The sequence below is a fragment of the Enterococcus pingfangensis genome (assembly GCF_005405205.1).
Classification (GTDB): domain Bacteria; phylum Bacillota; class Bacilli; order Lactobacillales; family Enterococcaceae; genus Enterococcus_A; species Enterococcus_A pingfangensis.
Genome location: NZ_BJDP01000001.1, coordinates 258442 through 272139, shown reverse-complemented (window position 1 = coordinate 272139; position 13698 = coordinate 258442). Strand labels below are relative to the sequence as shown.

Sequence of the window (13698 nt, the reverse complement as noted above, 5' to 3'; positions counted from 1 at the left end):
GCAAAATGAAAAAACAATGGAAGGTCTTTTTAGGCTTTATTTTAGTCTTATTGATCGTCATCTTTGCGCTTTCCAATAATCAGGAAGTCCCAGTCAATTTTTTGATCAAGAAAATCTATCTGTCGCTGGTTTTAGTTATCGTGGGTTCAGCGTTGATAGGAGCACTGGTCGTTTTCCTAACCTCAGGCGCGACGCTTTTCCAACAGCGTAAAGAGATCAAACACCTAAAAGAGACGATTCAAAGTTACGAAACAAATAATGAACAAAAACTGGCAGAAGAAAAGGCGGCTTTTCAGCGCGAACAAGAAAACGAAATCGCAATGCTGAAGGCAAACTACGAAAGTCTTCTAAAAGAAAAAGATCAAGCTTTAGCTGAAAATAAAAATGCACAAGCTGAAAAGCGCGACGATCAGCCAATCGATTATTATGATTAATCAAGAAGACTTTAGTTGAAAAACTAAAGTCTTCTTCTCTTTCTTGTCTGATTCTTTTTTGCTATACTAGTACGGTTGGGGAGTGATACAGTGAAAAAATCAAGCTTCGATTGGCGATTTAAAGATGTATCTCCAATTGATTTGGCGTTTAAAACAGAGATAATGAACCAAGGATACAGCGAAACGTTCGCTGAACTTTTATGGAATCGAAACATACATACAATAGAAGCGTTTTCTAAATTATTAAAAACAACCGTTGATGACTTGCATGATCCATTTTTGATGCATGATATGGCTAAAGCGGTGGAGCGAATCCAGCTGGCTGTTATGGAAGGGCAACCGATTTTAGTCTACGGTGATTATGATGCAGACGGCATTACTAGTACATCCATTATGTTAGAAACTTTGCAGATGATCGGAGCAGACGTTCATTATGTATTGCCTAATCGTTTCATTCACGGTTATGGTCCGAACAAAGAACTTTTTGCTGAAAAAATCAACGAAGGAATCCAGCTGATTATCACGGTCGACAACGGTGTCGCTGGAAATGAAGCGATTGATTTTGCTAATTCCCAAAATGTCGATGTGATCGTCACGGATCACCATGAACTGCCGCCTGTTTTACCGGATGCGTTTTGTATCGTTCATCCGCGCCATCCAGATGGACAATATCCTTTTGGCGAACTCGCTGGTGCTGGCGTGGCTTTTAAATTGGCTACAGCACTGTTGGAAGAAGTACCGTTAGAGATGCTAGATCTAGTGACGATTGGGACGGTTGCTGACCTTGTGTCAATGACCGGGGAAAATCGTGCTCTTGTCAAACTAGGCTTGCAAGCTATTAAACAGACACAACGGTTAGGACTGTTAGAATTGCTTAAAGTCAGCAGTGTTACTTTGCAAAAGATCGACGAAACAAGTATTGGTTTCAGCATTGCGCCTCGGCTGAATGCGATCGGTCGTTTAGGCGATCCCAATCCGGCAGTAGAATTGATGACTACTTTTGACGAAGAACGCGCTCATGAATTGGCAGAAAAACTTGATCAAATCAATAATGAGCGTAAACAAATCGTCCAAACGACGACTGCTGAAGCAACGGCATTCGTTGATCCAGCAGATTCCATTCATTTAATCGCAGCTAAAGGATGGAATCCAGGCGTTTTAGGAATTGTTGCTGGAAATATTTTAAAACAAACCGGCCATCCAGCGATTGTGTTAGCGATTGATGAAAATGGAATAGCCAAAGGTTCTGGACGTAGTAGTGAAGCATTAGATTTATTTGGTATGCTGACGACTATGCGTTCTGAATTTACTCATTTTGGCGGACATGCAGCGGCTGTTGGTTTAACCATGCCGGCTGACAATATCCCGGCTTTGCAAAAACGAATGAATGCTTATATTTCTGCCGAACAGGTTGATCTGACGAAAGCTGCGGCACTTTTGATTGATGAATCATTAGAATTATCCGCCGTCGAATTGAAGTTTGTCGAGGAATTAAATAAATTAGCGCCGTTTGGAACGGATAATCCCGCACCGCACTTTTTGATTGAAGGAGCTGTCAGTTCCTTCAAACGAATCGGCAGCGAGCAGCAACATGCCAAGTTCTCATTGAAAAACGAAGCTGCTCAGTTGGACGTAATCGGTTTTGGTTTTGGCGCGAATGATGAAGAGATTCAACAGCCAGATACAAAATTTGTGGGAGATTTGGAAATTAATGAATGGAATGGACAAAAAAAGGTTCAGCTGCGTTTGATTGATTTTGTCTCCGATGGCCTGCAAGTGATTGATCGCCGAGCAAAGTATACTTGGGATCAGAGAATCGAAAGCGGGCAGATCCTTTATCTGGCGTTCCAACAAAAAAGTCAGAAATTTTTTACCCAAGAATTGCAACAGACCGTTACATTGTATGATGAAACAATCAGCTGGTCTGATTATGACCAATTAGCGGTGCTTGACTGTCCGGATCAAAAAGAGCTGTTGAAAGAAGTTTTAAAAAAAGGCACCTTTGAACGGATCTATCTCTATCTTTACAGTCCAGATGAAGCGTATCTCAACGGTTTGCCAAGCCGCGAACAATTTGCAAAACTTTATCAATTTTTCCGCAAACAACCAAAAGTTGATATTCGATTTAAATTAAAAGTTGTTTCAAATTATTTAAGAATTCCAGAAAAACGATTAGTCTTCATGATTCACGTGTTTTCTGAGCTGAAATTTGTTACAATAAACGACGGTGTTTTACAAATGGTCGAGGCACCACAAACTCGGTCTTTTGAAGAGAGTGAGATTTATCAAAAACGCATAGCTCGAATCGAGAGCGAAGAGTTTTTAGTGATGAACGATATTCAAACTATTAGAAATTGGCTGAAAAGCTAGGAGGAACAACTGAAATGAATTTGAAAGATTATATTGCCAGCATCCCCGACTATCCAAAAGAAGGGATCGTTTTTCGCGATATTTCACCGCTGATGGCTGATGGCGAAGCTTACCGTGAAGCAACTAAACAAATCGTAAATTACGCAAAAGAAAAACAAATCGATATGGTAGTAGGACCGGAAGCTCGCGGCTTTATCGTCGGCTGTCCAGTAGCGTTTGAGTTGGGAGTAGGTTTTGCCCCAGTCCGCAAACCAGGAAAATTACCTCGTGAAGTCATTGAAGTTGAGTACGAAAAAGAATACGGCACAGATACATTAACGCTTCATAGCGATGCGATCAAACCTGGCCAGCGAGTATTGATCACAGATGATCTTCTAGCTACTGGCGGTACGATCAAAGCAACGATCGAACTAGTTGAAAAACTTGGAGGAGTCATTGTCGGCTGTGCCTTCTTAATCGAACTAGAAGAATTGCACGGACGAGATAAGATCCAAGGTTATGATATCTTAACATTGATGGATTACTAAGAAACCAAAAAGAAAAATAGTTTTTAATGAATCAATAAAAAGCAGTCAACAGACATCACTAGTTAATAGTGATCTGTTGACTGCTTTTTATTTTGAAAGGGACGACAATCGTTCGCTAGCTTCTATTTAGACTGCTTTTTGGCTTTGAACCAATCCGGAGTGTAAAAAAATGAACCCCCAGACATTAGATTTTACTCTAATCTTTGGGAGTTCATTTGTTTATTTAATAAGTAATTCTTTGATTTATTGAGACGATTTAAGCAGACTTGTGATAATGCTGATCATAAGTCACATAATAGAAATCTTCAGCGGGCTCTTTGTAATAATGCTCAACTTCAGTTTCTTCTTCAACCGGATGTTCGCTATAATGTTGTGCGTATTTCCGTTCATCCCACAACATAAACCAAACTAGGAACAGACCAGAAAAAATGACGATCGTAGCTAAAGAACCTAACTTACCAATCAATAGACCTAACAACAATACGGCGATAACTAAACCAAATCTTCTTACTGCTTTCATCAATAATCACTCCTAATAAATATACGAACATATGTTTGTGTATTTATTATACGAATGTTTGTTCGTTTTGTAAAGAAAAAAATAACCGGAATTTCATTCCGATTAATAAATGTGGTTACGATACAGACCAACGACTTTTCCTAGAATAGAAACATTGTCAAAGATCAGCGGAGACAATTCATCATTTTCCGGTTGTAAACGGATATGATCCGCTTCGCGATAGAATCGTTTGCAAGTCGCTTCGTTCTCGTCAGTCATGGCGATAACGATCTCGCCGTTAGTCGCGGTTGCTTGTTTTCTGACGATGACGTGATCGCCATCATAGATCCCGGCATTGACCATACTTTCCCCGCGAATCATCAACATGAACAAACTGCCTTCCTCACTCGATAAATCTGGGGGGACAGGAAAGAAGTCTGAGGCTTCTTCAACTGCTAAGATCGGTTCGCCTGCGGTAACGACACCCAGCATAGGAATAACTTGCGGCGCTGCTCCAATTTTTTCTAAACCAGTGATGGTTAATTCGATCGCTCTTGGTTTTGTCGGATCTCGTTGAATCCAGCCTTTTTTTTCTAATCTGGATAAATGGCCGTGGACTGTCGAAGTAGATGAAAGATTTACAGCTTCACCAATTTCTCTAACAGTGGGAGGGTAGCCTTTGCCTTCAACACGTTCATGAATGAAATGCAAAACTTCTAATTGTTTTGTTTCCGTTCTTTTTGCCAATGTGTCCGCACCTTCTTTCGTTTTTTTTAGTTTAGCATAGTTATTAGAACAAATCAAACAAGCGTTCGTATTTGCTTGTACTTTTAACTTATTATTTTTTATGTATAATTAGAGAAGGAAAAGAGGTGCTCAAGATGATTAACGATGAAACAATAGCAAGAATCAATGAATTAGCTAAGAAAAAGAAAACAGTTGGCTTAACAGACGCGGAAGCGCATGAGCAAAGCGTCTTGCGAAAAGAATACATTGCATCGTTCCGCAGCGGAATGCGCCATCACATCGAAGGGATGAAAGTCGTTGATCCCGAAGGCAACGATGTTACGCCAGAAAAGTTGAAAGAAATCCAAAAGAAAAAAGGATTACACAACAGAAAATAAATCTTTTGCTGGCAAGTCATTGAAATGTCAAAATAAATCGGTTACAATAAGGCTACAATTAAAGTATTTATGACCAAAAAGGAGGAATTATTTTGTTCGATAAAATCGATCAATTAGGTGTAAACACAATCAGAACATTAAGTATCGAGGCAATTCAAAAAGCAAATTCTGGCCATCCAGGTTTACCAATGGGGGCAGCTCCAATGGCATATGCTTTATGGACAAAACATTTAAATATCAATCCAGCAACTTCATTAAACTGGCCAAATCGTGATCGTTTTATTTTATCCGCAGGACATGGTTCAGCGATGCTTTACAGCTTGTTGCATCTTGCAGGCTATCAAGTAACGATCGATGACTTGAAGAGTTTCCGTCAATGGGAAAGTAAAACGCCAGGTCACCCTGAATATCAACACACAGATGGTGTTGAAGCAACATCAGGTCCTCTAGGCCAAGGTATCTCAACTTCTGTCGGAATGGCAATGGCTGAGGCTCATTTAGCAGCAACTTATAACCGCGACAGCTTCAATGTAATGGATCATTATACTTTCGCACTTTGTGGCGATGGGGATCTAATGGAAGGTGTTTCTGGCGAAGCAAGTTCAATGGCAGGACATTTAAAACTTGGTAAATTGGTCGTATTATACGATTCAAATGATATTTCATTAGATGGACCAACTTCAAAAGCCTTCACTGAAAATGTTGGTGCTCGCTATGAAGCATATGGCTGGCAACATATTTTAGTTGAAGACGGCAATGACTTAGCAGCAATTTCTAAAGCAATCGATGAAGCAAAGGCTGAAACTGAAAAACCAACATTAATCGAAATCAAAACGGTTATTGGCTTTGGTGCTCCTAAAGAAGGAACTTCAGCAGTTCACGGCGCACCGATTGGACAAGACGGAATCGCCGCAGCAAAAGCTGTTTATGGCTGGGAATATCCTGACTTTACAGTACCAGAAGAAGTTGCAAAACGTTTCAAAGAAGAAATCAATGATAAAGGTGCTAAAACAGAAGCTGCATGGGATGCAATGTTTGCAAACTATGAAAAAGCACATCCTGAATTGGCGAAACAATTTAAAACAGCTTTTGCCGGCGAATTGCCTGAAAACTGGGAAGAAGCGTTACCAGTCTATGAAGAAGGCACCGCTCAAGCAAGCCGAGTTTCAAGCAAAGAGGCGATCCAAGCAATCGCGAAAGCCGTTCCTAACGTCTGGGGCGGATCAGCCGATTTATCTGGTTCAAACAATACGACGATTGCCAATGAAGCTGAATTCCAACCAGGTTCTTATGAAGGACGTAATATTTGGTTTGGTGTTCGTGAATTTGCAATGGCGAGCGCAATGAACGGTATTCATTTACATGGCGGAACACGTGTCTATGGCGGAACATTCTTCGTATTTACTGATTACTTACGTCCAGCAGTTCGGATGTCTGCAATCCAAAACTTACCAGTTGTTTACGTATTGACGCATGATTCAGTAGCTGTCGGCGAAGACGGACCAACTCATGAACCAATCGAACAATTAGCAAGTGTTCGCTGCATGCCAAACGTTCAAGTGATTCGTCCGGCTGACGGCAATGAAACATCCGCAGCTTGGTTAAAAGCTTTAGAAACTAAAAACAAACCAACGATCTTAGTCTTGAGTCGTCAAAACTTGCCAGTTTTACCTAACAGCAAGAATACCGCAAAAGAAGGCGTGGCTAAAGGCGGTTACGTTATCTCTAAAGCTGAATCAAATACACCTGATGGTATCTTGATTGCGACAGGTTCTGAAGTCAATCTAGCCGTTCAAGCGCAAAAAGAACTAAAAGCTCAAGGAAAAGATGTTTCTGTTGTTTCTCTTCCAAGTTTTGATTTATTCGAAGCTCAAGACGAAGCATACAAAGAATCTGTCTTGCCAAAAGCAGTGACAAAACGTGTAGCAGTTGAAGCAGCTTCACCATTTGGCTGGGAACGTTATATCGGTACAGAAGGCAAGATGATCGGAATTGATCATTTTGGAGCTTCAGCGCCTGGCGATTACGTCTTAGAACAATTCGGCTTTACGGTTGAGAATGTTGTAAATACATTTAACGAATTATAATTATCACTAAGTTGAGAAGGAATCCTTCTCAACTTTTTTATTTGAATAAAAAGTTTACATAATATTATACAAAACTACTGACACTCACTAAAATCTAACTACGCTTACATATGTTCTTTAAACAAAAAATAATTGTTTGTTTATGAGCAAAATAATTTGGGAGAAATATAAATTTTGTTATACTGTCCTTGTGCAAAAATTTGCAAATAAAAAACAGTTGGATGAAAGAGGGATACTGATGAAAGTAGTAGTAGTAGGATGTACACATGCCGGCACAGCAGCCGTTAAAAATATTTTAGCTAACCACCCAGATGCAGAAGTAACGGTCTTTGAGCGAAATGATAATATTTCTTTCTTGTCTTGTGGAATCGCTTTATATGTTGGCGGGGTTGTGAAGGATCCTGCGGGTCTGTTTTACTCTAACCCCGAAGAGCTTGCATCTTTAGGTGCAGAAGTGAACATGGAACATGATGTAACAACTATTGATACTGAGGCAAAAAAAGTAACGGCCAAAGATCTTAAAACAAACGAAGAAAAAATCGTCGAGTATGATAAATTAGTAGTAACAACCGGTTCTTGGCCGATTATTCCGCCAATCAAAGGAATCGAAGCCAAAAATATTTTATTATGTAAAAACTATAATCAAGCCAATGTCATCATTGAACAAGCAAAGGATGCGAAAAAAGTAGTCGTAGTCGGCGGCGGTTATATCGGAATCGAATTAGTGGAAGCTTTTGCAGAATCTGGCAAGCAAGTAACATTGATTGATGGATTGCCAAGAATTTTAAACAAATATTTGGATGAACCATTTACAGACGTCTTAGAAAAAGAATTAGTCGATCGTGGAGTAACTTTAGCATTAGGGGAAAATGTAAATGAATTCGTTGCAGATGAGTCTGGTACAGTGACAAAAGTGGTGACTGCCAGTCAAGAGTTTGATGCGGACATGGTGATTTTATGTGTCGGCTTCCGTCCTAACACTGATTTATTGAAAGGCAAAGTTGATATGCTGCCAAGCGGTGCAATCAAAGTAAACGAATATATGCAATCAAGCGACCCAGATATTTTTTCAGCTGGTGATTCGACAGTCGTTCATTATAACCCGACTGGACAAGCTCAATACATCCCTTTAGCGACGAATGCCGTGCGTCAAGGAATGTTAGTTGGACAAAATTTAGTTGAACAAAAAATGAAGTATCGCGGAACACAAGGAACTTCTGGACTGTACCTATTTGGCTGGACGATCGGATCGACTGGATTAACAAAAGAAAGTGCGGCATTGAATAAAATCGATGCAAATGTAACAGTCGTTGAAGACAACTATCGTCCTGAATTTATGCCGACAACAGAAAAAGTATTGATGGAAATTGTTTCGGAAAAGGGAACGAACAAGATCTTAGGTGCCCAATTCCTTTCAAAATATGACATCACTCAATCAGCGAATACGTTATCTATTGCCATTCAAAATGGGATGACTTTGGAAGACTTGGCATTGCAAGATTTCTTCTTCCAACCACATTTTGATCGTCCGTGGAATTACTTGAATATTTTGGCTCAAGCTGCTCTAGCAGAAGCAGAATAAACTGAAACAGGAGGGGAGACCCTTCTGTTTTTTTGTAAGTAAAAACTATTTCCTTATAGTTGGACTTCCGATTTTTTTGGTGTAAACTAAGATGGAATTGGAGGATTTCAAATGATTTCATTACAAGATTATCTAGCAGCCGGCGAGACGACGATCTCGAATTTGCTGCTGCAAAATTATACAAAACTTGATTTGAATACAAATGAATTTATGTTATGGCTGCAGCTTTATGCGGCTCATCAATCAGGAGAAGATTTTCCAAATCTGACACTGATCGCTAAAGCCATGGGGAGCACGGCAGAGCAGATTTACAGTTCATTGAATAATCTGGTTGAAAAAGAGTTTGTGACCCTTGAGACAGCCTTAGATGCCAATGGACAGCAAAGTGATCGCTACAATCTATTGCCCGCTTTTGAAAAATTGTCCAGATTAGAAGAACAAGAGCGTTTTGAAACAGAAGAAAAAAACGATTTAGCGGCACAAAAGAAAATGCTGAAATCCTTTGAGCAAGAATTTGGTCGTCCGTTGTCACCAATTGAATATCAAAAAATCGGTTATTGGATAAATGACGATCACTATTCACCAGGGTTGATTGAATTGGCGCTGCAAGAAGCAGTATTGAATCAAGCCTATAATTTTAAATATATCGAAACAGTCTTACAAAGTTGGGAAAAGAAAAATATTCGTTCTAAGGCTCAGGTAGAAGAAGAGCAGCGGCGAAGAAAACAAATCTTATTGCAAAAAGACGAACAAAATCAAACCGAAGAATTACCGAAAGTTTCTTTGTATAATTGGTTGGAAAGGAAAGATCCGGATGCTTAATAAGGAAAAAACAATGGAAGCTCTATCGCGGATGTATGAGATGTTTCCCGATGCAGTCGGCGAATTGCACTCTGAATCGCCGTTTCAGCTTCTGATTGCAGTGATTTTAAGCGCCCAGGCAACCGATGTTTCCGTCAATAAAGCAACACCGGCACTTTTTGCCGCCTATCCAACGCCAGAAGCTTTAGCTCAAGCCCCGCTAGAAGACATTATGATAAAAATCAAAACGATCGGTTTGTATCGGAATAAAGCCAAAAATATTAAAGCATGCGCTCAAATGTTGTTAGATAATTATGGCGGGAGCGTTCCGGCGTCTCGTGAAGAACTGATTAAGTTACCTGGCGTTGGCCGAAAAACAGCGAATGTTGTACTTGGCGATGCATTCGGGGTACCGGCAATTGCGGTCGATACGCATGTTGAACGAGTTGCTAAACGGTTGCGCATATGCAAACTAAATGCATCGGTGACTGAAGTGGAAGCGACATTGATGCGAAAAATCCCCAAAAAACTTTGGGTCAAGAGTCATCATACATTGATCTTCTTTGGGCGGTATCATTGTACAGCACGCGCCCCTAAATGCGAGATTTGTCCATTGTTAGAGATGTGTCAAGATGGAAAAGATAGATTAAAAGCCGCTCGAAAATAATTTCGAACGGCTTTTTTAGTCTTCTATTTATGGATCTGGTGTTGCCTCGGGCTCTTCAGCGCTAGAGGCGGGCGGTTGCTCCTCAGCAGATGAGGAAGGTACCGGATCCGCTGAGCTAACTGGCGGTGTTTCTACACTGCTTTCTGATGGAACAACGGTTGCCGACTCTGACGCGGCTGATCCAATACTGCTGGTGGAATCAGTCGTTTGACTAAATGATGTGTTGTTGTAATAAGAACTTTGAACAGAATAACTAGATTGGCTAGGAACTGAAGAAGCCCCTTTGACATAAAGTTCGTTTCCGATTCTTAAAACATCATCTGGCATCTCCCAATCTTCATTCGAGACATTTTCGGAAACATAACTCATGAATTCACGATAAACATCTTGTGCGATTCCTTCAGATTGGCTCGTAATCGGCGTCATCCGATCGTCATAGCCAGCCCAAATCGATAATGAATAGTTGGGGGTGAAACCAGTAAACATAACTTCGGGTGAAATGGATCCATAATGTGCGATCTTTGCTAATTCATCGTCAGTATAGTTAGAAGTTCCAGTTTTTCCTGCTTGGAACAAGTTAGTAATTTGAGCTTTGGTCCCAGTTCCTTTTGAGATCACATCTTTTAAAATATCGGTGACCATGTAGGCTGTATAAGGTTCCATCGCTTTTTCACCTTCAGCAGAAAAGGTCTGTTCAGAACCATCTTGATACTTGATTTTATTGATGTACAGCGGTTCATTATAAGTTCCGCCATTGGCAAATGCCGCGTAAGCCGCCGCCATTTTTTCAGTAGAAATACCATATTTCGTTCCATCTTGTGTTTCAGTATTACTTGAAATGGCATTAGCTTGCTGGATATCTTTATATTGGATCCCTAGCTTTTTCAAAAATTTGCCGACATCTTCTGCGCCGACTTCATTGAATAGTTTTACAGCGGGGACATTCCGTGAATCGTATAAAGCTTGGCGCAAGGTGATGCTGCCTTGGTAACTGTTGTCCCAATTTTTTACCGCTGTTTTTGTTCCTTCGTAAGTATAAGGACTGTCGCTAATTCGATCACCAGTTGATTTTTGTAAATACTCAAATGCCGGACCATAATCAGTGATAGGTTTAACCGTTGAACCAAAGTCACGGTTCGTAGTCACAGCACGATTCATCCCAAGATAAACATCATCGGCGATGTTTCGTCCGCCGATTTGAGCAGAGACTTTACCGGTTTTGCTATCGACTAATGTTGCGGCAATCTGTAACGATTCATCAGGATACTGTACATACTCGTCACCATTGACGATCGAATAAAGTTGATTCTGAGCATCCGTATCAAGATTGGTATAAATCTCCAAGCCGTCAGTATAAACGTTTTTCCCTGTTTTTTCTTCGACTTGAGCAATGACTTCTTTGACATAGTTGTCAGCAACTTTTCGTTCTTGGTTGTCTGTTTCTAACGGCAGTAACCCTTCATCAATTGGTTCTTTTGTTGCTTTGTCGTAATCTGTTTGGGATATTTTTTTATTATTCAACATCGTATAAAGAACAGTATCGCGTCGTTCTTTCGCTGCTTCTGGATGTTGGTAAGGATCATAGGAATTAGGTGCTTGCGGCATCCCAGCCAGTAGGGCCGTTTGGGAAATCGACAAATACTGTAATTCTTTCCCAAAATAAGCTTCTGCAGCTGTTTCCATTCCGTAAAGACCATTGGCCATATAGACTTTGTTGATATAATACGTCAAAATTTCTTGTTTTGAATTCTTTTTCTCAAGTTGGATCGCTAACCAAGCTTCTTGCGCTTTTCTGCGCAACGTTTGATCAGAAGTTTTTGTTGAGAAGAAAGATAGTTTGACAAGCTGTTGGGTCAACGTACTTCCGCCTTGTAATCCGCCGTCATTTGTCACATTGTGGACTAATGAACCCATTATTCGGACTGGATCTACGCCGTTGTGTTTAAAAAAGCGGCGGTCTTCAACCGAAACGATTGCATCATCTAATTCTTGCGGAATTTTGGTGGCGCTGACTTTCTCGCGTTTTTCAGCACCGAGATCTTCAAAGATATTGCCGTCACTGTCATAAAGTTTTGATGAGACAGTCGCATCTAATTTTTTTTCACTTAAAGCTGGTGCATCTTTCACATAAAAGAAAAAGAGCCCAATGCCGGAAAGTAGCGCGGCGCAGAGCAGTCCGAAGATTGCAATGAGGATTTTCAACCCGATATGACGCTTTTGCGGGTTGCGTGGTGTTGGTTTCTTTCCTTTGGTAGTTCGCTTGTTTTTTTGCGAACGGGAGGGATTAGCCATGTGATTAACTCCTTTTTTCAAGATATTGTTCTACCGCTACTAAGTAAGGGATTCTTGGAGCGATTTGCGGTACGATCTCGATACCAGCTGTTTCGATCAGATCCAGCGGTATTGATTTTCTGCCGTTTTCTTGTTGATTCCAGTAGTCTACCAAATCTTCGGCAGAAAGAAAAAAGCAACGATTCAAGCTTGAAAACCAAAGTAAAACAAAACAAATCGCCTCTTGCTTCAAGCATTGCCTCATGTGAGTAATTTGATGCTGATGAAAATTTTTAAGTGGGAACGAGGTTTTGTTCTTTGTTTCCTTTGCTTCAAAATCTAAATAATATCCGCGATAAACACCGTTATAATCAGTAGTAGAAGGTTGCCTAAAATAAGCTTCCTTAATAACTGCAGCACTTCGTTTAGGATAATCGACCTTAACGATTTGAAGCGGCGTTGGCTTTTTATGGACAACTGCCTTATCATGAGTTAAGTAGTATTCGTTGCTTTGATTGATTGCTTCTTCAAAGCGCATACCGCGATTAGCAAACGTCGTTTCTCTTGTTGCTGAGCGTTCTCGTGGATTTTTTTGTGAAAATGATTGACCATTAGGATAACGGAAGGTCATTTTTTCATCACACTCCTGTTAGTTATTATAGCAAATTTTTTCGAAAGATATTTTATTTTTAAGTGAAAGTAAGGAAAATGCAATGAATGAAATAATACAAAGATTATACGTGACCGGTTATCAAAGTTATGAATTGGGAATTTTCAATGAGAAGGACCCGCGTGTAAAGGTGATTAAGAATATTTTAAGAAGAGAATTGACCGCTTTGATTGAAAATGGATTAGAGTGGATCATTATCAGCGGAAATCTTGGGACAGAGATTTGGGTGGGGCAGTTAGTCAATGAATTGAAACAGGAGTATCCAGAAATAAAATTAGCAATCATTTTTCCTTTTGAAAGTTTTGGGAACAAATGGAAAGAACCCAATCAATTGCTTTTAAGTGAGCTTGTACAAACCGCTGATTTTGTTGATGCGGTCAGCCATCAACCGTATCAGCAGCCAGGACAGTTTAAAAATCATGTAAATTTCTTGCTGCAGCATACAGACGCTGCATTGGTCGTGTATGATAGTGAATATCCAGGTAAAAGCAAGTTTTTTTTAGAAGATGTCAGCAAATACCAAGAAAAAAATCCTTATGAATTGCTTTCTATCACGATGGATGATTTAGAAAATTTTTCAGACTTTGAGGATAGTGTTTGATTTCCTTTGATATATCAGCTAGAATATGTAAGGAAGTAAATTAAGATTGAGCTAATGAGGTGAAA

Annotated in this window: 13 protein-coding genes; 9 read left to right on the top strand and 4 right to left on the bottom strand. The window is 40.0% G+C overall.

The window, feature by feature from the left end; all coding sequences use genetic code 11:
* The first annotated feature begins 5 nt into the window (after positions 1–5).
* The 3 genes from FFM63_RS01220 (at position 6) to FFM63_RS01210 (ending at position 3331) form a co-directional block, all read left to right on the top strand.
* Entirely contained in the window at positions 6–434 is a 429-nt protein-coding gene (locus FFM63_RS01220) for a LapA family protein (RefSeq protein WP_137608522.1), read from the top strand.
* Between the two features lie 90 nt (positions 435–524).
* Positions 525–2804 carry a single-stranded-DNA-specific exonuclease RecJ gene (gene recJ / locus FFM63_RS01215; RefSeq protein WP_137608521.1) on the top strand — a complete coding sequence of 760 codons (2280 nt, stop codon included), beginning with the start codon at positions 525–527 and terminating at the stop codon, positions 2802–2804.
* A 14-nt stretch (positions 2805–2818) separates the two neighbouring features.
* A complete protein-coding gene (locus FFM63_RS01210; RefSeq protein ID WP_137608520.1) occupies positions 2819–3331 on the top strand; it encodes an adenine phosphoribosyltransferase in 513 nt (170 codons plus the stop codon).
* 256 nt (positions 3332–3587) lie between these two features.
* Here FFM63_RS01210 and FFM63_RS01205 read toward each other — a convergent pair whose 3' ends face one another.
* Positions 3588–3851, bottom strand: a complete 264-nt coding sequence (locus FFM63_RS01205) for a hypothetical protein (protein ID WP_137608519.1) — start codon at positions 3849–3851, stop codon at positions 3588–3590.
* Positions 3852–3953: 102 nt separating this feature from the next.
* Positions 3954–4577 (bottom strand): transcriptional repressor LexA, encoded by a 624-nt coding sequence (gene lexA, locus FFM63_RS01200; protein ID WP_137608518.1) that lies wholly within the window; start codon positions 4575–4577, stop codon positions 3954–3956.
* Between the two features lie 134 nt (positions 4578–4711).
* Here lexA and FFM63_RS01195 point away from each other — a divergent pair, with 134 nt between their 5' ends.
* From FFM63_RS01195 to nth, 5 genes are all read left to right on the top strand, one after another.
* Positions 4712–4954, top strand: coding sequence for a DUF896 family protein (locus FFM63_RS01195; RefSeq protein WP_137608517.1), 243 nt, complete (start codon positions 4712–4714; stop codon positions 4952–4954).
* 92 nt (positions 4955–5046) lie between these two features.
* The gene (tkt, locus tag FFM63_RS01190) at positions 5047–7041 is read left to right on the top strand and encodes a transketolase (RefSeq protein WP_137608516.1); all 1995 of its coding nucleotides are present in this window, start codon (positions 5047–5049) and stop codon (positions 7039–7041) included.
* A 238-nt stretch (positions 7042–7279) separates the two neighbouring features.
* Positions 7280–8623: an NADH oxidase gene (locus FFM63_RS01185; RefSeq protein WP_137608515.1), complete on the top strand. Its 1344-nt coding sequence runs from the start codon at positions 7280–7282 to the stop codon at positions 8621–8623.
* Positions 8624–8734: 111 nt separating this feature from the next.
* Positions 8735–9445 carry a DnaD domain protein gene (locus FFM63_RS01180; protein WP_137608514.1) on the top strand — a complete coding sequence of 237 codons (711 nt, stop codon included), beginning with the start codon at positions 8735–8737 and terminating at the stop codon, positions 9443–9445.
* Complete coding sequence (gene nth / locus FFM63_RS01175) at positions 9438–10091, top strand: endonuclease III (RefSeq protein WP_137608513.1); 654 nt, start codon at positions 9438–9440, stop codon at positions 10089–10091. The genes FFM63_RS01180 and nth overlap by 8 nt, the downstream gene beginning before the upstream one ends.
* A 27-nt stretch (positions 10092–10118) precedes the next feature.
* Here nth and FFM63_RS01170 read toward each other — a convergent pair whose 3' ends face one another.
* Together FFM63_RS01170 and recU are read right to left on the bottom strand one after the other, a co-directional pair.
* Positions 10119–12383, bottom strand: coding sequence for a PBP1A family penicillin-binding protein (locus tag FFM63_RS01170; RefSeq protein ID WP_137608512.1), 2265 nt, complete (start codon positions 12381–12383; stop codon positions 10119–10121).
* Positions 12384–12387: 4 nt separating this feature from the next.
* A complete protein-coding gene (recU, locus tag FFM63_RS01165) occupies positions 12388–12993 on the bottom strand; it encodes a Holliday junction resolvase RecU (protein ID WP_137608511.1) in 606 nt (201 codons plus the stop codon).
* An 82-nt stretch (positions 12994–13075) separates the two neighbouring features.
* Between recU and FFM63_RS01160 the strand changes: the two genes are divergently transcribed.
* Entirely contained in the window at positions 13076–13633 is a 558-nt protein-coding gene (locus FFM63_RS01160) for an SLOG family protein (protein ID WP_137608510.1), read from the top strand.
* The last annotated feature ends 65 nt before the right edge of the window (positions 13634–13698 follow it).